This window comes from Maritimibacter alexandrii, from assembly GCF_005871115.1.
In the GTDB taxonomy this organism is placed as follows: domain Bacteria; phylum Pseudomonadota; class Alphaproteobacteria; order Rhodobacterales; family Rhodobacteraceae; genus Maritimibacter; species Maritimibacter alkaliphilus.
Map to the genome: position 1 here is coordinate 987,061 of NZ_SWKQ01000009.1, position 17,473 is coordinate 1,004,533.

Annotated in this window: 17 protein-coding genes; 14 read left to right on the forward strand and 3 right to left on the reverse strand. The window is 62.7% G+C overall.

Going from position 1 to position 17,473, the window contains the following annotated elements:
- Positions 1-28: 28 nt before the first annotated feature.
- The gene (locus FCT00_RS05685) at positions 29-1,711 is read left to right on the forward strand and encodes an alpha/beta fold hydrolase (RefSeq protein WP_171042899.1); all 1,683 of its coding nucleotides are present in this window, start codon (positions 29-31) and stop codon (positions 1,709-1,711) included.
- On the opposite strand, the gene FCT00_RS05690 is transcribed toward FCT00_RS05685, so the two are convergent.
- Complete coding sequence (locus tag FCT00_RS05690) at positions 1,687-2,181, reverse strand: invasion associated locus B family protein (RefSeq protein ID WP_138422179.1); 495 nt, start codon at positions 2,179-2,181, stop codon at positions 1,687-1,689. The genes FCT00_RS05685 and FCT00_RS05690 overlap by 25 nt on opposite strands.
- A gap of 129 nt (positions 2,182-2,310) precedes the next feature.
- Here FCT00_RS05690 and FCT00_RS05695 point away from each other — a divergent pair, with 129 nt between their 5' ends.
- The 10 genes from FCT00_RS05695 to xylB all read left to right on the forward strand — a co-directional run bounded on the left by FCT00_RS05695 (position 2,311) and on the right by xylB (position 13,500).
- Positions 2,311-3,249, forward strand: a complete 939-nt coding sequence (locus FCT00_RS05695; RefSeq protein ID WP_328591393.1) for a sugar-binding transcriptional regulator — start codon at positions 2,311-2,313, stop codon at positions 3,247-3,249.
- 139 nt (positions 3,250-3,388) lie between these two features.
- Positions 3,389-4,702: an ABC transporter substrate-binding protein gene (locus FCT00_RS05700; RefSeq protein ID WP_008332607.1), complete on the forward strand. Its 1,314-nt coding sequence runs from the start codon at positions 3,389-3,391 to the stop codon at positions 4,700-4,702.
- A gap of 114 nt (positions 4,703-4,816) precedes the next feature.
- Positions 4,817-5,689, forward strand: coding sequence for a carbohydrate ABC transporter permease (locus tag FCT00_RS05705; protein WP_138422181.1), 873 nt, complete (start codon positions 4,817-4,819; stop codon positions 5,687-5,689).
- Between the two features lie 10 nt (positions 5,690-5,699).
- Complete coding sequence (locus FCT00_RS05710) at positions 5,700-6,530, forward strand: carbohydrate ABC transporter permease (protein ID WP_008332599.1); 831 nt, start codon at positions 5,700-5,702, stop codon at positions 6,528-6,530.
- Positions 6,531-6,540: 10 nt separating this feature from the next.
- On the forward strand, positions 6,541-7,545 hold the full coding sequence (locus FCT00_RS05715) for an ABC transporter ATP-binding protein (RefSeq protein WP_138422182.1): 1,005 nt from the start codon (positions 6,541-6,543) through the stop codon (positions 7,543-7,545).
- A complete protein-coding gene (locus FCT00_RS05720; RefSeq protein ID WP_138422183.1) occupies positions 7,542-8,315 on the forward strand; it encodes an L-iditol 2-dehydrogenase in 774 nt (257 codons plus the stop codon). Before FCT00_RS05715 ends, FCT00_RS05720 begins: the two co-directional genes overlap by 4 nt.
- Positions 8,316-8,352: 37 nt before the next feature.
- Positions 8,353-9,789, forward strand: a complete 1,437-nt coding sequence (locus FCT00_RS05725) for a mannitol dehydrogenase family protein (protein ID WP_138422184.1) — start codon at positions 8,353-8,355, stop codon at positions 9,787-9,789.
- A gap of 3 nt (positions 9,790-9,792) precedes the next feature.
- Complete coding sequence (locus tag FCT00_RS05730; protein WP_138422185.1) at positions 9,793-10,470, forward strand: HAD family hydrolase; 678 nt, start codon at positions 9,793-9,795, stop codon at positions 10,468-10,470.
- A 13-nt stretch (positions 10,471-10,483) separates the two neighbouring features.
- On the forward strand, positions 10,484-12,046 hold the full coding sequence (locus FCT00_RS05735) for an FGGY-family carbohydrate kinase (protein ID WP_138422186.1): 1,563 nt from the start codon (positions 10,484-10,486) through the stop codon (positions 12,044-12,046).
- A 2-nt stretch (positions 12,047-12,048) separates the two neighbouring features.
- Positions 12,049-13,500 carry a xylulokinase gene (gene xylB / locus FCT00_RS05740; RefSeq protein WP_138422187.1) on the forward strand — a complete coding sequence of 484 codons (1,452 nt, stop codon included), beginning with the start codon at positions 12,049-12,051 and terminating at the stop codon, positions 13,498-13,500.
- Here xylB and FCT00_RS05745 read toward each other — a convergent pair.
- The gene (locus tag FCT00_RS05745) at positions 13,497-14,138 is read right to left on the reverse strand and encodes a TetR/AcrR family transcriptional regulator (protein WP_138422188.1); all 642 of its coding nucleotides are present in this window, start codon (positions 14,136-14,138) and stop codon (positions 13,497-13,499) included. The two genes, xylB and FCT00_RS05745, sit on opposite strands and share 4 nt — an antisense overlap.
- Before the next feature lie 326 nt (positions 14,139-14,464).
- Between FCT00_RS05745 and FCT00_RS05750 the strand changes: the two genes are divergently transcribed.
- The 3 genes from FCT00_RS05750 to aroE all read left to right on the forward strand — a co-directional run bounded on the left by FCT00_RS05750 (position 14,465) and on the right by aroE (position 16,725).
- Positions 14,465-15,385, forward strand: coding sequence for a DUF2793 domain-containing protein (locus tag FCT00_RS05750; RefSeq protein WP_235888944.1), 921 nt, complete (start codon positions 14,465-14,467; stop codon positions 15,383-15,385).
- A 93-nt stretch (positions 15,386-15,478) separates the two neighbouring features.
- Positions 15,479-15,916 (forward strand): type II 3-dehydroquinate dehydratase, encoded by a 438-nt coding sequence (gene aroQ, locus FCT00_RS05755; protein ID WP_138422190.1) that lies wholly within the window; start codon positions 15,479-15,481, stop codon positions 15,914-15,916.
- Positions 15,913-16,725 carry a shikimate dehydrogenase gene (gene aroE, locus FCT00_RS05760; protein WP_138422191.1) on the forward strand — a complete coding sequence of 271 codons (813 nt, stop codon included), beginning with the start codon at positions 15,913-15,915 and terminating at the stop codon, positions 16,723-16,725. Before aroQ ends, aroE begins: the two co-directional genes overlap by 4 nt.
- 6 nt (positions 16,726-16,731) lie before the next feature.
- On the opposite strand, the gene FCT00_RS05765 is transcribed toward aroE, so the two are convergent.
- Positions 16,732-17,472: an SDR family NAD(P)-dependent oxidoreductase gene (locus tag FCT00_RS05765; RefSeq protein WP_138422192.1), complete on the reverse strand. Its 741-nt coding sequence runs from the start codon at positions 17,470-17,472 to the stop codon at positions 16,732-16,734.
- Position 17,473: the final 1 nt, after the last annotated feature.

The window sequence follows — 17,473 nt, forward strand, 5'->3', positions numbered from 1 at the left end:
CCCGGGCCCCTTTTCGACACCGGACAGCTTGATCGAATCGATTTATCGGGCCGCGTTGGAGCCCGGATCTTATGACGCGTTCATGCTCGAATGGGATGGATACGTCTCGCAGCGTCTGGCCGCGCTCGAGGCCTTGAAGGATTCCGATCCGACCTTCCAAGCGCCTGAATTCGAAAAGCATTTCGAGATCGCTTCGCAGCTAATCGAACGCGCGCCGCAGACGGCCCCGGCGCCCGGTCAACTGGTGTCCCAGATCGGCGCACCGCAGTTCCTGATCGACGCGTCGGGTCAGGTCGTCTGGCGCAATGGCGCCTCGGCCGACGCGCTAGGATTGCAGCGCCGTGACGCCGTGGATCGGCTGCCCTTGCCCCCGCATCAGGCCGCCGCGCTCAAGGCGCTGGTCGCTGATCTGTCGAGCGACCTTTCCGAGATGCGGGCCCCTTTGCTGTTGCAGCTACAGGCCCCGAATGGCGGAAAGCCGATCCACCTCAGGGCCGAGCGTTTCCGTTATGCGGGAAGCACGGATGTCATCCTCGTGGCCGGGCTGGAACCGGTGTGGCCGCCGCTTGCGTCGCAAATGTTGACCGATAGCTACGGCCTGTCGGCTTCGGAATGCGAAGTGGCCGGGCTGGTGGCCGAGGGTCTGCCGCCCGCAACGATCGCCGAGCGGCGCGGAGCGTCGGTCGCCACCGTGCGCACGCAGGTCAAAAAGATCATGTCCAAGACCGGCACGAATGCGCAGGGCGAGCTGACCGCGCTTTTGAACAACATCCGGCGTTTGGCCGAGCGGCACGATCTGAAGCGCGAAGAAACGCTGGGGCCGGAAGGGCGCATCGCGACGGCGCGGATCGGAGATCGGCGCATGGACCTTGAGTTTCATGGGCCCGAGACCGGAGATCCGGTCATTTTCCTGCACGGGATGCTGGACGGCACGGCCTTTACCCGCAGCGCGCAGGAGTTGCTTGCCGAATATAATCTTCGGTTCATCTGCCCCCACAGGCCCAGCTTCGGCCAATCCGACCCCGACCCCGGGCCTTTTTCCGAAGCGCCCCAACGCTTTGCGCGGGATCTGAAACAGGTCTGCGGGCAGCTCGGCGTGACACAGCCCGTGGTCGTCGGCCACATGGCCGGGTCCGTCTATGCCTTCGCGGCGGCGCAGGTGTGCGAGCCGCGGGGGATCGTCTGCGTGTCGGGCGGTGTGCCCATCACATCCCGCAAACAGATCAGCGCGATGACACGGCGGCAACGGCTGGTCGCTTTTACCGCGCTTCATGCACCGAACATGCTGCCATATGTGCTGCGCGCCGGAATCCATCAACTCAAGAGTGGCGGAGACAAACGGTTCCTCACGTCGCTCTACGAAAACGCGCCGGTCGACTTCAAGGTCACGCAAGACCCTGAGATCAGACGCCTTATCCTCGACGGCTACCAGTTCACCGTTCGACAGGGGCACCGCGCGTTCGAAATCGACAGCCATCAGGTCGTGCGCGACTGGTCCCACCTGACAGCCGGTTCGGACGCGCCCGTTCACCTGATCCACGGCGCGCACGACAGCGTCGTGACCGTCGACTCGGTGCGCGAATTTTCACGATCCTTGGGGCGTCGCGCCGAACTGACCGTGCTGGACGAGGCCGGACAGCTTTTGTTCTATCAATCGCCCCGTGTCGTGCTCGACGCCATCCGCGCTCAGTTCGCTTGTTCGCAGGCCTGAGCGGCGTCCCAGGCCCGTGTCACGCCGAGCAGCGACACCGGAACGATCAGGGGGCGCGCGCCCGGAAGCGGTTGAAAGCCAAAGAAAATCCGGTTTGCACGCTTCAGTTTGTCGAGTTCCGGCTTGCTGACGGGTCCAGAGGCGAGGCAAGTCCGGTCGCTACAACTTTGCCATTCCAGGCCCACGGCCTCATCCCCGCGTGGATAGGTATAGGTCAGCGGCTGGTTCAAGGCGGCACCCAAGGGCACGCGCACCGTCATGATGGACGGCGTGTCGTCGTTCGGACCGGGCAGGAGCGCGACGGTCAAAAGGCCCGAGTCCGCTTCCCGCAACCCAACGCTGATGACCGCGATGCATCCCGCCGAATTCCGGGCGACGGACCAATCGCGAAAGGTTTCGCCCGCGTCCTGCGCGACGGCAATCGCCGGAAAAAACATGGCCAGAATGAAAGACGAAAGGCGCTGAAACATGCCGCTCACAAAGGCGGGTCCGGGCCTGTCTGTCAATCGGATCGGACCTTGGACAGGTGGCACGCCTTGTCAAAGGCCGCGATTGCCGCGACCATTGCGGTAGCGTTACGGGACTAACCTATGAACTCGATGGACCGAAAACTGGACGACGCGGCACGCGCTGCTTGGTTGTCCTATATCGCCGGCAAGAAGCAGGACGAGATCGCGCAGATCATGGGAATTTCCCGTCAATCTGCCCAGCGCCTGCTGTCGCAGGCCCATGCGGCCGGGCTTATCAAGGTCCGTATCGACCACCCCATCGCGCGATGCATGGGTCTGGCGCAGGACTTGCAGGCGACCTTCGGTCTGGAGGCGTGTGAGGTGGTTCCATCGCTCACAACGCCCTCGGAAAGCGGTGTCGCCGTCGCTGTCGCGACGGGTGACATGATCGAAAGCTGGTTGATGCGCGACACGCCGATGGTGATCGGTCTCGGCACTGGGCGCACATTGCGCGGTGCGATCGAGCACCTGCCGCATATCGACTGCGCGCAACACCGGATCGTGTCGTTGACGGGCAACATCGCGCCGGATGGATCGACCGCGCATTACAACGTCCTGTTCACCATCACCGACAAGGTCAGCGCCTCGACCTTTCCGATGCCGATGCCCGTCATCTCGGCCTCGACGGATGAGCGCGAGACGCTGCTGGGCCAGAAGACGGTGCAGACCGCACGGGATCTTGCGGCGCGGACCGATGTTCGCTTCGTCGGGGTCGGCCCGATGACCGACCCCTCCCCCTTGCTCATGGACGGCTTCATCTCGGCCGAAGATCAATCGCGTCTTGTCGAGAAGGGTGCCGTGGGCGAGGTGATCGGCTGGGTTTTCGACGAAAACGGCACGCTCATCGACGACCGGATCAACGATCGCGTCAGTTCTGCGGTCATGGAACCTTCGCCGCCCCGCCCGACGATCGCGAGTGCGCACGGGCCCGACAAACTCGCCGCGATTCGCGGTGCGCTCCGGGGCCGATTGGTGAATGGTCTGATTACGGACGAGGAAACTGCGATTGCGCTAACACAAGCGCCGTAGACCTTTTTCAACCGCATTTACAGGGTGTTGACTGTTCTCTCTGCGGTGCAGAGCGGAATGTGCGTTGACGTGAGTCGCGCCTGAATGAATAATTGCCAACGAGCGTAGCAATTGCTCATTTCAATTTTGGGAGGATATCATGACGACCATGATCCGCGCGCTTTTGGGCGCGACCGCACTTACGGCTGCCGGTTTCGCCGCCAGCGCACAGGACACCACACTCACCATCGCGACCGTGAACAACGGCGACATGATCCGTATGCAGGGTCTGGCCGACGCGTTCACGGAAGAGACCGGCATTGCTCTGGAATGGGTCACGCTGGAAGAGAACGTGCTGCGTCAGCGCGTCACGCAGGACATCGCCACCAACGGCGGCCAGTTCGACGTCATGACCATCGGCACCTACGAAGTTCCGATCTGGGGGGCGCAGGATTGGCTCGTGTCGCTGAACGATCTTCCCGCCGAGTATGACGTCGATGATATTCTGCCCGCGATCCGCGGCGGCCTGACCGTCGATGGCGAGCTTTATGCCGCACCGTTCTACGGTGAATCCTCGATGGTGATGTATCGCACCGACCTGATGGAAGCCGCCGGGCTGGAAATGCCTGACGCGCCGACCTGGGACTTCATCAAGGAAGCCGCGGCGGCGATGACCGACAAGGACAACGAAGTTTACGGCATCTGCCTGCGCGGCAAGGCGGGCTGGGGCGAGAACATGGCGTTCCTGACCGCCATGTCCAACTCTTACGGCGCGCGCTGGTTCGACATGGACTGGAACCCGCAGTTCGACAGCGAAGCATGGGCGAACACGCTGAACGACTATCTCGACCTCATGAACAGCTACGGCCCGCCGGGCGCGTCCGGCAACGGGTTCAACGAAAACCTCGCGCTGTTCCAGCAGGGCAAGTGCGGCATGTGGATCGACGCCACCGTCGCCGCTTCGTTCGTGACCAACCCGAACGATTCCACCGTCGCCGACAAGGTCGGCTTCGCGCTGGCCCCCGACAACGGGCTGGGCAAGCGTGGCAACTGGCTCTGGGCATGGTCGCTTGCGGTTCCCGCCGGGTCCGACAACCCGGATGCGGCCAAGCAATTCATCGCTTGGGCGACCTCCAAGGACTACACCGCGCTGGTCGCCGAGAACGAAGGCTGGGCCAACGTCCCGCCGGGCACGCGCACCTCGCTTTACGAGAACCCCGAGTATCAGGAAGTTCCGTTCGCGCAGATGACGCTGGAATCGATCAACGCGGCGGACCCCACCGCACCGACCGTGGACGAAGTGCCCTACACCGGCGTTCAGTTCGTCGCGATCCCGGAGTTCCAGTCGATCGGCACCGCCGTCGGCCAGACCTTCTCGGCCGCGCTGGCGGGCCAGATGTCGGCGGAAGATGCGCTGGCTCAGGCTCAGGCGCTGACCGAGCGTGAGATGAAGCGCGCGGGCTACATCGAGTAATCCTCCCGACTGGGGTCGGCCTTCGGGCCGGCCCCGACGCATATGCGACAGTGTCGTGGCGATGGCCCATCGGGGTCATTCCTTCGGAACTGTTCCAATGGGCGAGGGCAGAACATGGCCACCAAAGCATCCAGAACCGCGGCCCGGGCGATGATCTCGCCATCCGTCATCCTGCTTTTGGGCTGGATGCTGATCCCGCTGGGCCTGACGATCTATTTCTCGCTTCTGCGCTACAACCTTCTGATGCCGGGGGCGCGGCCCTTCGTCGGCTGGGAGAACTATGAGTTCTTCATCACCAACCCCGCCTTTGCCACCGCACTCATCAACACGCTGCTGTTGGTCGGGGGTGTCCTGCTCATCACCGTGATCGGGGGCGTGCTCCTCGCCCTGCTGCTCAATCTCGAAATGTGGGGCCAGGGGATCGTCCGTATTCTGGTCATCGCGCCCTTCTTCGTCATGCCCACGGTGTCGGCACTGGTCTGGAAGAACATGTTCATGAACCCCGTGAACGGGTTGTTCGGATATCTGGCGAAAGGGCTAGGGTTAGAGCCTTTCGATTTTCTCAGCCAAGCCCCGCTCGCCTCGATCATCGGAATCGTGAGCTGGCAGTGGCTGCCTTTCGCGACACTGATCCTTCTGACCGCGATCCAGTCGCTCGACAGCGAGCAGCTGGAGGCCGCCGAGATGGACGGGGCCGGACCGTTCAGCCGGTTCTTCTACATCACCCTGCCCCACCTCGCCCGCGCGATCACCGTCGTCGTGCTGATCCAGACGATCTTCCTGCTGTCGATCTTCGCCGAGATCTTCGTCACGACGAACGGCGGGCCGGGCAACGCGTCGACCAACCTGACCTTCCTCATCTACAAGGAAAGCCTTTTGAGCTTCGACGTGGGTGCAGGCTCCGCCGGTGGCGTCATCGCCATCATCCTCGCCAACATCGTCGCGATCTTCCTCATGCGGATGATCGGCAAGAACCTTGACGCCTGAGGGGGGACACATGGCACGCGCAGTCACCACACAACGCAAGGCGATCAACACCCTGATCGCATGGATCGTCGGGCTTCTGATCTTCTTCCCGATCCTGTGGATCTTCATCCTGTCCTTCCATTCGGAAGGCGACGCGATCAAATCGCCGCTCGAGGTCATCACCTCGACATGGACGTTCGAGAGCTACGCGACGGTGCAGGAGCGGTCGAACTACTTCCGCCACTTCTGGAACTCGGTCGTGATCTCGGTCGGCTCCACCGTTCTGGGTCTCATCATCGCCGTGCCAAGCGCCTGGGCGATGGCCTTCGTGCCCGGCAAGCGGACCAAGGACGTGCTGATGTGGATGCTGTCCACGAAGATGCTTCCGCCGGTCGGCGTTCTGCTCCCGATCTATCTGATCTGTCAGAACCTCGGGCTGCTGGATACGCGCATCGCGCTGGTCTTCATCCTCATGATGATCAACCTGCCGATCATCATCTGGATGCTCTACACCTACTTCCGCGAGATTCCGGGCGAGATTCTGGAAGCCGCGCGGATGGACGGCGCTTCGCTGCGGGAAGAGGTGATTTATGTCCTCCTGCCGATGGCCGTGCCGGGCATCGCCTCGACCCTGCTTCTGAACATCATCCTCGCCTGGAACGAGGCGTTCTGGACGCTCACGCTGACCGCTGCCAAGGCCGCGCCGCTGACCGCGTTCATCGCCAGCTATTCGTCCCCCGAGGGGCTGTTTTACGCGAAACTCTCGGCGGCCTCGATCATGGCCATCGCGCCGATCCTCATCATGGGCTGGTTCAGCCAGAAACAACTCGTCCGGGGTCTGACCTTCGGCGCGGTGAAATAAGGAAAAGACCATGGGACGCATTACGCTTGATAAAGTGACCAAGGCCTTCGGCGAGGTTGAGGTGATCCCGCCCTTGGACCTGACCATCGACGACGGTGAATTCGTCGTATTCGTCGGCCCGTCGGGCTGCGGGAAATCGACCCTACTCCGGCTCATTGCGGGGCTTGAGGATGTGTCGTCGGGCGAAATTCGCATCGACAAACAGCCCGCCACGCACCTGCCGCCCGCCAAGCGGGGCCTTGCGATGGTGTTCCAGTCCTACGCGCTTTACCCGCACATGTCGGTGCGCAAGAATATCGCCTTTCCGATGAAGATGGCTGGCATCCCCGAGGCCGAGCAGAACCGCAAGATCGAGGATGCGGCGCGGGTGCTGAACCTGACCGACTACCTCGACCGGCGGCCCGGCCAACTGTCGGGCGGTCAACGTCAGCGCGTCGCCATCGGACGCGCCATCGTGCGCGAACCGGCGGCGTTCCTGTTCGACGAACCGCTCTCGAATCTCGACGCGGCGCTGCGCGTGGGGATGCGGTTGGAGATTTCCGAACTTCACGAACGGCTCAAGACCACCATGATCTACGTGACGCACGATCAGGTCGAAGCCATGACCATGGCCGACAAGATCGTCGTGCTCCAGAAAGGCGTGATCGAGCAGGTCGGAAGTCCGCTGGAACTTTACAACGCGCCGCGCAACATCTTCGTCGCGGGCTTCATCGGTTCGCCCAAGATGAACATGATCGAAGGCGCCGAGGCCGCCAAGCACGACGCGCACACCATCGGTATCCGGCCGGAACATCTGGCGGCATCGAAAGACGCGGGCGAATGGAAGGGAACGGTGACGGTTTCCGAGCATCTGGGTTCCGACACCTATCTGCACGTCACCGAAACGGGCCTCGCCGACACCATGACCGTGCGCGTCGGCGGCGAGTTCGGGGTCAAGCACGGCGACACCGTTTTCCTCACCCCCGACGCCACGAAGATCCACCGCTTCGACGCTCAGGGGCTGCGCATCGGATGAAACGCCTCGACGGCAAAACGGCGCTGATCACGGGATCGGCGCGCGGGATCGGCCTCGCCTTCGCCAAGGCGTTCGTGCGCGAAGGCGCGCGGGTGGCGATTGCCGATATCGACATCATTCGCGCGCGTGCGGCGGCGACGGAGATCGGTGCAGCGGCCCACGCCGTCGAGTTGGACGTGACCGATCAAGCCTCGATCGACGCAGGCGTGGCAGAAACCATCGCGCAATTCGGGCAAATCGACATCCTCATCAACAACGCCGCGATCTTCACCGCTGCGCCCATCGTCGAGATCGACCGAGCGGATTTCGACCGTGTCATGTCGATCAATGTGGCCGGGACGCTCTTTACGCTTCAGGCCGTCGCGAAGCACATGATCGAACGCGGACGGGGTGGGAAAATCATCAACATGGCGTCGCAGGCCGGACGTCGCGGCGAACCGCTGGTCGGTGTCTACTGCGCGTCGAAGGCCGCGGTCATTTCACTGACCCAATCCGCAGGGCTGAACCTGATCGAGCACGGGATCAACGTGAACGCCATCGCGCCCGGCGTGGTCGACGGTGAGCACTGGGACGGCGTGGATGCCTTTTTCGCGAAACACGAAAACAAACCCCTCGGCCAGAAGAAGCGCGAGGTCGGTGAGGCGGTGCCATTCGGACGAATGGGCACAGCCGACGATCTGACCGGCATGGCGATCTTCCTCGCCACGGACGAGGCAAACTACATCGTCGCTCAGACCTACAACGTCGACGGCGGGAACTGGATGAGCTGAGCCTATGGCTGTAAAACTGTCTCTAACGAACCTTGATATGCTTCCTGTGTCCGTGGGTCGCCCGGCATATGCGCGCGAAAATCTTTCGGCGGGGATCCTGCATTTCGGCGTCGGAAATTTCCACCGCGCCCACCAGGCCGAATATCTCGATCGTCTTTTCGCGGCGGGTGAGAGCCACGATTGGGCCATTGTCGGGGCTGGTGTGTTCGAGGGCGAACGCAAGGGGAAGGATGTCCTGCAAAGGCAGGACTGGCTGACGACGCTTGTCGAGCAGGAAGCAGACCGATCCGAGGCTCGCGTCCTCGGTTCGATGATCGATTTTATTGAACCTGCCGATGCAGATGCGATTGTCGCTCGGATGGCGCAGCCGGATATTCGGATCGTGTCGCTCACGATCACCGAGGGCGGATATTTCCTTGATTCTTCGGACAAGTTCGACCCGTCGCATCCCGCGATACAGGCGGATGGGACCAACCCCGAAAGCCCCAAGACCGTGTTCGGAATGATTCTGGCGGGTCTGCGCGCGAGGAGCCGTGCAGGACACCCGCCGTTCACCGTCATGTCCTGCGACAACATTCCCCACAACGGCACGGTGACGAAAAACGCGCTCGTGGGTCTCGCAAAGCTCTCCGATCCCGACTTCGCCGATTGGATCGCGTCGAACGTCGCCTTTCCGAACGGCATGGTCGACAGGATCACCCCGGCAACCACCGACCGCGAGCGCGAGATCCTTGAACGTGAGTTCGGTGTCGAAGACGGTTGCCCGGTCTTTTGCGAGGGGTTCACGCAGTGGGTGCTCGAAGACAACTTCTCGCTCGGTCGCCCTGACTTCGAGAAGGTGGGGGTCCAGTTCGTCGACGATGTGTCGCCATTCGAGCTGATGAAGCTCCGCATTCTCAACGGCGGCCATGCGACGATAGCCTATCCCGGCGGCCTGATGGGCATTCACTATGTCCACGAAGCGATGGAGCACCCGCTGATCCGCGCGTTCCTGCGAAAGCTGGTAGAGACCGAGATCATCCCGATGGTGCCGCCGGTGCCGGAAACCGATACGAACGCCTATTTCGACCTGATCGAACAGCGGTTTTCGAACCCCAAGATCGGCGACACCATCCAGCGGCTGTGCCTTGATGGATCGAACCGGCAACCAAAGTTCATCGTCCCGGTCATTCGTGACGCCATCGCCAAGGGGGCTTCGATTTCCGGTCTCGCGCTGGAATCCGCCTTGTGGTGCCGGTATTGCGCGGCGGTAGACGAGTCCGGTCGCGCGATTGCACCCAACGACCCGAACTGGGACACGCTGGTTCGCGTGGCTCAAGCCGCCAAGGATAACCCGCAAGCGTGGCTCGATCAGGAGGCGGTTTACGGCGCCGTTGGATCGGACCCGCGGTTTTCTGCGGCCTTTGCGCAATGGCTCGACATGTTGTGGTCGCGCGGAACCGTCGCGACGCTCGAACACTATCTTGCAACCTGACCGATGGCTTTGAACGCAAAACCGCGACTTGTGATCTTCGATTGCGACGGCGTTCTTGTGGATAGTGAGCCGATCTCGCTCTCGGTCATGCTTGACGTCTTGCACGAGGCCGGGATCGACGTCACCGAAGCCGAAGGGTATCGGCACCTGCTGGGCCGGTCCATCGCGTCGAATGCGGATTGGATACGTGATGAGAAAGGGCTCGAACTTACGAGCGAACACAGGGAGGCGTTGCGTCGTCGGGTGTTCGAGCGGTTTCGGGCTGAATTAGAGCCTGTTTCGGGTGCCCGCGCGGCGATCGAAGCATTGAACATCGAACGGTGCGTCGCATCTTCCAGTCAGCCGGATCGCATCAGGTTGTCGCTGACCCTGACCGGCCTGATCGACCTGTTCGACCCCCACCTGTTCAGCGCCGCGATGGTCGACAACGGCAAGCCGGCGCCGGACCTGTTCCTTCATGCCGCGCGGGAAATGGGTGTGTCGCCGGGCGATTGCCTCGTGATCGAGGATAGCCCGGCAGGTATCGGTGCGGCCAAGGCTGCGGGCATGTCCGTCGTCGGTTTCGTCGGTGGCAGTCACGCCAAGCCGGCGGACTTGAAAACCGCCGTTGCATCGGCTGGCCCGGATGCGATCATCGAACATATGAGCGACTTGCCGTCGCTGATCGAAGTCACGGCCTGATCCGGGGGAGGACATGGCGAAATTCGTCTGTGCCGTCGATGTTGGCACCCGCTCGGCCCGAGCGGCGTTTTTCGACGCGCACGGCCATATGTCGGCGCGGGAAGTCGCGCCGATTCATGTGACCGTCGAACCCGACGGTCTTGGCGCATATCACTCGGCCCAGATCTGGTCCGCGGTCTGCCGCGCCGTCCGCCTCGCGCGGTCGGCCGCCGGAGTCGATGCGCGCGACGTCGGGGCTGTCGCGTTCGACGGCACCTGCTCGCTCGTAATCATGGACCGGGAAGGTGATGGTTTGCCGTTCGGCGATGACGGCACGGACACCTTCGCATGGTTCGATCGACGCGCCGTGTCGCAGGCCGAGGCCTGCACCCGTGTCGGTGGCCGAACCGTCGACCTTTTAGGCGGCGTGATGTCGCCCGAAATGCAACTGCCCAAGCTGATGTGGCTTCGCGAGACATGCCCGGATGTCTGGTCCCGTTTCTCCACGGCGCTCGATCTGCCGGACTGGCTCGCATTCCGCGCGACCGGCGCCGTTTCCCGTTCCGTCTCGGCGTTGGGGGCGAAATGGCCGTGGTCATCGCGGGAGGGATGGGATGACGTATTGTTGGACCGCCTCGGGCTTGACGATCTGCGCGCGACTTCCGGCTGGGCCACGCCCGTGCGGCCGGTCGGAAGCGTGGCGGGGAACCTGTCCCCTGAAGCGGCCAGTGACATGGGAGTGTCCTCTGGCATCCCGGTCGCAGTGGGCATGATCGACGGCTACGCGGGGGCGATGGGCTGTCGGTCCATGGCGCTCGCGGCAGAGGTGCCGGACGCTCTGACATTGATCGCCGGAACCTCGGCAAGCGTCATTGCCCTTCGCCCGGACGCCGTGTCACTCGATGGCCTCTGGGGGCCGTTCCGGGATGTGCCCACGGCGGGCCTGACTAGCCACGAAGGCGGGATCACGAACGCGGGCGCTTTGCTCGACCACGTGCTGATCCATTGGCCGGAGATCGGCGGCTCGAAGATCGGGCACCCTGCCGTTATTGCTGAAATAGAGACACGTCTGGTCCGTCGGGGCCATGTTTTCGCGTCCGACCTGCATGTGCTACCGGACTTCGTCGGAAGTCGTGGGCCGGTGGGTGACCCCCGCTGGCGTGGCGTCGTTCACGGTCTTCGGCTTGATTCGTCCCTGTCCGCCCTTGCCGCGCTCTATTGGCGAACGGCCGTCGCCCTCGCCATTTCCATCGGTGATGTGATCGACCGCTTCGGCGCATCGGGGTTGGAGGCGCGCGCGATTGCAGCGACCGGGGGGCTCATGCAAAGCGATCTGATCGCGCAGTTGTTCGCCGATGTGACGGACAACACGCTGATCCTGCCTGTCGGGGTCGACGCGGTGCTTCTGGGCACGGCAATGGCCGGTGCTGTCGCGGCAGGCTGGGCTGGTGACATGGACGACGCCAGTCACCGGATGACACCAGCGATCAGAACCCTAGAACCGAACCCCGCAAGGGCCGCCGATGTCGCGCGGGACCGCCGAGTCCATCGTCTGATGCAGGAGCATCGCGCCGAAATCGCCAGGTTGCAGGAGTAGTCATGTATCTTGGTATCGATCTGGGCACCTCAGGTGTCAAAGCCGTTGTGCTGGACGACGATCAACGCATCGTCGCGCAAGCGACCGCGCCCCTGTCTGTGTCCCGTCCGGCCGATCTTTGGTCCGAGCAAGACCCGGCAGACTGGATCAAGGCGACAAAGACCGTGCTCGACAGCCTCGCCGTGAATGGCGGACTCGAGAAGGTGCAGGGGATCGGATTGTCCGGCCAGATGCACGGCGCCACGTTGCTGGAAGCGTCGGATGACGTGATCCGCCCCGCCGTTCTGTGGAACGACACACGGAGCCATGCCGAAGCGGGCGCTCTGGACAGCGATCCGCGGTTTCGGGAGCTGACCGGGAATGTGGTGTTCCCGGGTTTCACCGCCCCTAAGCTCGCCTGGCTCCGAACTCATGAACCGGCTGCATTCGCAGACATCGCAACCGTGCTCTTGCCCAAGGATTACCTGCGCCTTTGGCTGACTGGCGAACGGGTGAGCGAGATGTCGGACGCCGCAGGTACCGCTTGGCTCGATATGCAGAAACGCGACTGGTCCCAACCTTTGCTGGCTGCAACCGGATTGCGGCGGGAGCATATGCCCCGACTCGTCGAAGGGACCGAGCCGTCGGGCGGGTTGCGGGAATCGCTCGCCGCGCGGTGGAGCATGAAACCCGGTCTTCCCGTGGCAGGCGGCGCCGGTGACAACGCGGCGACGGCCATCGGTGTCGGCGTGGTCGGGGAAGGCGACGGGTTCGTGTCGCTTGGAACGTCAGGTGTGCTCTTCGCCGCGACGGAAGGATACCGCCCGAATGCCGCGAGCGCGGTTCACACGTTCTGCCATGCCCTGCCGAACACTTGGCACCAGATGGGGGTGATCCTGTCGGCGGCCTCGGCACTGGATTGGTTCGCCGGGATCACCGGGCATCCGGCGAAGGCGCTGACCGATGCGCTTGGCGCGGACCTTCGCGGTCCGGGGCAGGTGCGGTTCCTGCCCTACCTGTCCGGCGAACGCACGCCGCACAACGACCCGCACCTTGTGGGCAGCTTCGACGGGATGACACACGCCACGGATCGCGCAGCCATGACCCATGCCGTTCTTGAAGGGGTCGCCTTCGCCCTCGCCGAAAACCTCGACGCGCTCGAAGCCGCCGGAACCCGGCTGTCGTCGATACTGGCTGTCGGGGGCGGCTCACGGTCGCGATACTGGCTGGAACTGATCGCAACCATCCTCGGCGTCGAAATCAAACGACCCGCGGATGGGGATTTCGGGGCTGCATTCGGGGCTGCACGCTTGGGGATGATGACGACCGGCGCGAAAGCGACCGACGTTCTGACGCCCCCGGCGATTAGCGAGACCATAGCGCCGAACGAGGCACTCCGCGCATCGTATCAGGACGCGCGGAGCGGATTTGCCGCCCGCAGGACGGCGCAGCTTTCTGTTCGTGGGTCGCGCTAGCCTTTCAGAAACGCGATGACCGACTCGACGATCAGTTCACGCACGCGCTTCTGGCCCTCGTCCGTGAAGAATTCGCCGCCGAACTTCGTCGAATAGCTCGGCCGGTTCGCAACGTTGTAAAAACACTGCGCCTGAATCTGCCAATGCAGGAACCGTCCGTCCACATCGGTGCGGAAGATGCCTTCGGCCTGACCGCGTTCGAGAACCTGACTGATACGCCTGAGCGACATCAGGTTGAGATCGCGAATGAAGTCCGACTTTTTGAGATAGGCCGCATGGTTGACGTTCTCGTTCATCACCATGCGGACGAGGTTCGGCTGCGATCTGTGATGGTCGAAGGTGAACCGGACGAGTTCCTGCATCGCCTCGACGGGGCCGAGCGCGTCGATTTCGATGTTTTCCTCACCGCCGCGCACACGCGCATATGCGGCCTCGAGCGCGGCCAGATACAGCCCTTCCTTGTCACCGAAGTAGTAGTAGATCATACGTTTCGACGTTTTCGTCTTTTCGGCGATTTCGTCGATCCGGGCACCGGCAAGCCCGTGGTCCGCGAATTCGTCCATCGCGACCATCAGGATGTCGTGTTTAACGCCCTCTGCGTCCTGCTTCCAGGTCTTGCGCAGCTTTTCGTCTTTCATTTTTCTGCTCGCTCATACCCAATTTTCCACTGCCCTCAGAAGTTGACTTTTAACATAGTCTTTAATTTCCGCAAGGTAGGGTTACCCACATCATTCTAAATAGTTTATCATGATCAATGGGTTAGTCCGTGCCCGTTCGCGAAGCGTGAAAAGTCGAACGAGTCTTTGGTTAACAACGGGTTAACGGGGCAGCCGACGATGTCACACCCGGCAAACCGCGATCTCGTAGAAATCGGAAAGACCGACATAGTGCGAGACCCCACATGACCCAGGCTTCCCCACGGCTCACGCTGCCCTTTTTGCAACCCGCGCAGGCCCAAAAACACGTGACCCACAACGAAGCACTTCGCTTGTTGGACACGCTCGTTCAGCTGACCTTGGCCTCCATCGGCACGACGACCCCTCCGTCAACGCCCGCGAACGGCGAAGCCCACGCAATCGGCGCAAGCGCCTCGGGCGACTGGGCGGGCCACGACGGCGAGGTCGCGACATGGTTCGATGCGGCATGGTATTTCCAGACGCCCAAGTCGGGCTGGATCGCCACGGTCGCAGGCGGAACCGACATCTACATCCACGACGGTTCGGACTGGGCACTCGCCACCGCGTCGGTCGATCTGGACAACGTAGCGGGAGTCGGCATCAACACGACCTCCGACGGCACCAATCGGCTTGCGGTTCAGTCCCCCGCGACGCTTCTCACCCACGAGGGGTCCGGCCACCAGCTCAAGATCAACAAGGCGGGCGTGTCGGATACGGCATCGCTTTTGTTCCAGACGAACTGGTCGGGACGTGCCGAGATGGGCATCGCCGGGAACGACAGCTTCTCGATCAAGGTCAGCGGGGACGGGTCGTCGTGGGACGAGGTCTTGAAGGTCGGCCCCGGAGAAGGCGTTGTGACCACTGCGAACATGGTGGGAACGGTCGCGAACCCGGCAGGTCCGGGCGACGCCGTTTTCGAAACCGGGTCAGGCACGAACGGCAGCTTCACGAAATTGGCCGATGGCACCCTGATCTGCCAGATATCAGAGTTCCAGACCGCATCCGGTGCCGCCGCCACTTGGACCCTTCCCGAACCCTTCGCTTCGGGAACCTACAGCGTCACCGCCTCGATCCTCGGCTCGGCCCCCGCTGTGGCGACGATTTCCGCGCAATCTGCAACATCGGTGGACATCGAAAGCTTCGACCTGATCGGCGACGATACCGTGGCACCCGATGTGAACCTGATCGCCATTGGCCGCTGGTTCTGACCAATTCGCCACGGGTAGCAGGAAAACAGGCGGTTTCGTCTCGGCCTTTGCGAAAACCCATGCTATGCGACGCCAACTTGAAGGGCGGAGCATATGTCGAAGACGATCCACATTCTGAACGGGCCGAACCTCAACCTGCTGGGCAAGCGCCAGCCGGAAATCTATGGCGCCGACACACTGGCCGATGTCGAAAGGGCCTGCGCCGAACTCGCCGCCGATCTGGGCCTTTCAACCGAGCTTTTTCAATCGAACCACGAAGGCGAGATTGTCGAGCAGATACATCGCGCCCGTGAAGAAGCTGCGGGGATCGTCATCAACGCCGGAGCCTACACCCACACGTCGGTCGCGATCCTCGACGCGCTCAACACGTTCGAAGGTCCGGTGATCGAGGTTCACATCTCGAACATCCATGCGCGCGAGCCGTTCCGGCACCATTCCTACATTTCGGCCCGCGCTCAGGGCGTGATCGTCGGCTGTGGTGTCGAAGGCTACGAATTTGCCGTGCGGCGGATGGCGACACTTCTCGCATGACCGACCGTTACGCGGTGTTCGGTCACCCGCTTGGCCACACCAAATCCCCCTTCATCCACACCGAATTCGCCCGGCAGTTCGGCGAAGATCTGACCTATGAGGCGATCGAAGCACCGGTCGATCGGTTCGAGTCCGCATTGCGCCTGTTCATCGACGAAGGCGGAGTCGGCGCCAACGTCACCGTGCCGTTCAAGCTTGAAGCCTTCAGTCTGGCCGACCACGCGAAAGACGCCGCTCGGATCTGCGGGGCGGCCAATACGCTGCGCTTCGTGGACGGCAGGATCGAAGCTGACAATACCGACGGTGTGGGTCTGGTGCGCGATATCACCCGAAATCTGGGCGTCCCGCTTTCCGGTGCTCGCGTCCTTTTCGCGGGCGCAGGCGGCGCGACGCGCGGGGCGGTGGCCCCGTTCCTTGCACAGGGGGCCGAGATCACCATTGCGAACCGCACGGTCGCCAAAGGGCATGAGATCGAGGCGCTTCTGGGGGACCGGGGGCCGGTCCGCGCGGTGTCTTATGAGAACCTGTCGGGGTTCTTCGACATTGTCCTGAACTCGACCACCCTTAGCCTGACGGGCAAAGCCCCGCCGCTGCCCGACACGGTGTTTGAAGGGGCGCGGCTGGCCTATGATCTGGTCTACGGAAAGGGGCTGACCCCATTCCTCGCAAAGGCCGAAGCGCGTGGCGCGCAGGTTGCGGACGGGGTCGGTATGCTGGTCGAACAGGCCGCCGAAGCCTTTGCATGGTGGCGCGGTAAGCGGCCGGACACGGCCCCCGTCATCAAGGCGATGACCGTCCCGCTTGTGTGAACCCGGTCAGACCATCCCTTTGAACAATCCGTGGAACCACGAAATCGGCAGGTGTTGCCCAACCGTGAACATGAGCGAGAACGGTTTGGGGAAGCTGTAGGAAAACACCCGCTTGTCGATGGCCTTGAGCACAAGGGCGGCGGCCACGTCCGGTTCCATCAGTTGCGGCATGTTGAACTCGTTCTTCTCCGTCAGGCGCGTCTTGATGAAGCCGGGGTTCATCCGCTGAACGAGAATGTCGGTTTTTGACAGGTCGATGCGAAGGTTTTCAGCCGTGTGCATGACCGCAGCTTTGGACAGGCCATAGCCGACGGCACCGGGCAGACCACGAAAGCCCGAGAGCGACCCGATGAGCGCGATGTGACCCCGGTTCATCTCAACGAAACGCGGCACGACTTCCCCCAGCACGTTGAGGCACCCGGTGATGTTGGTCGCAACCATCATCCGCGCCGCGTCGCCATCCCATTCCGTCGATTTCATCGGCTCGTAGGCACCGACCGAATAGATGAACCCGTCGAATTCCCCCGCGCTTTTGGCCGCGTTAGACACTGATTCAGGGTCTGTGACGTCAATCGGAACCACGGTCGCGTCGCGCAGGCCCGAGGCAAGGTCTTTCAGCCGATCTTCGCTTCGCGCCGATAGGATCAGGGACGCACCGCGCGCATCCAGCGCCTCGGCCAGTGCGCGGCCAAGCCCCTCGCTTGCACCGACGATCCAGTAGCGTTTTGCCGGGAGGTCCTTGGCCATG

What these genes read in the sequence shown, in the direction of transcription:
- FCT00_RS05690 (WP_138422179.1), bottom strand. Translation starts at nt 2,181, where the DNA reads ATGTTTCAGCGCCTTTCGTCTTTCATTCTGGCCATGTTTTTTCCGGCG.
- FCT00_RS05695 (WP_328591393.1), top strand. Translation starts at nt 2,311, where the DNA reads ATGGACCGAAAACTGGACGACGCGGCACGCGCTGCTTGGTTGTCCTAT.
- FCT00_RS05700 (WP_008332607.1), top strand. Translation starts at nt 3,389, where the DNA reads ATGACGACCATGATCCGCGCGCTTTTGGGCGCGACCGCACTTACGGCT.
- FCT00_RS05705 (WP_138422181.1), top strand. Translation starts at nt 4,817, where the DNA reads ATGGCCACCAAAGCATCCAGAACCGCGGCCCGGGCGATGATCTCGCCA.
- FCT00_RS05710 (WP_008332599.1), top strand. Translation starts at nt 5,700, where the DNA reads ATGGCACGCGCAGTCACCACACAACGCAAGGCGATCAACACCCTGATC.
- FCT00_RS05715 (WP_138422182.1), top strand. Translation starts at nt 6,541, where the DNA reads ATGGGACGCATTACGCTTGATAAAGTGACCAAGGCCTTCGGCGAGGTT.
- FCT00_RS05720 (WP_138422183.1), top strand. Translation starts at nt 7,542, where the DNA reads ATGAAACGCCTCGACGGCAAAACGGCGCTGATCACGGGATCGGCGCGC.
- FCT00_RS05725 (WP_138422184.1), top strand. Translation starts at nt 8,353, where the DNA reads ATGCTTCCTGTGTCCGTGGGTCGCCCGGCATATGCGCGCGAAAATCTT.
- FCT00_RS05730 (WP_138422185.1), top strand. Translation starts at nt 9,793, where the DNA reads ATGGCTTTGAACGCAAAACCGCGACTTGTGATCTTCGATTGCGACGGC.
- FCT00_RS05735 (WP_138422186.1), top strand. Translation starts at nt 10,484, where the DNA reads ATGGCGAAATTCGTCTGTGCCGTCGATGTTGGCACCCGCTCGGCCCGA.
- xylB (WP_138422187.1), top strand. Translation starts at nt 12,049, where the DNA reads ATGTATCTTGGTATCGATCTGGGCACCTCAGGTGTCAAAGCCGTTGTG.
- FCT00_RS05745 (WP_138422188.1), bottom strand. Translation starts at nt 14,138, where the DNA reads ATGAAAGACGAAAAGCTGCGCAAGACCTGGAAGCAGGACGCAGAGGGC.
- aroQ (WP_138422190.1), top strand. Translation starts at nt 15,479, where the DNA reads ATGTCGAAGACGATCCACATTCTGAACGGGCCGAACCTCAACCTGCTG.
- aroE (WP_138422191.1), top strand. Translation starts at nt 15,913, where the DNA reads ATGACCGACCGTTACGCGGTGTTCGGTCACCCGCTTGGCCACACCAAA.
- FCT00_RS05765 (WP_138422192.1), bottom strand. Translation starts at nt 17,472, where the DNA reads ATGGCCAAGGACCTCCCGGCAAAACGCTACTGGATCGTCGGTGCAAGC.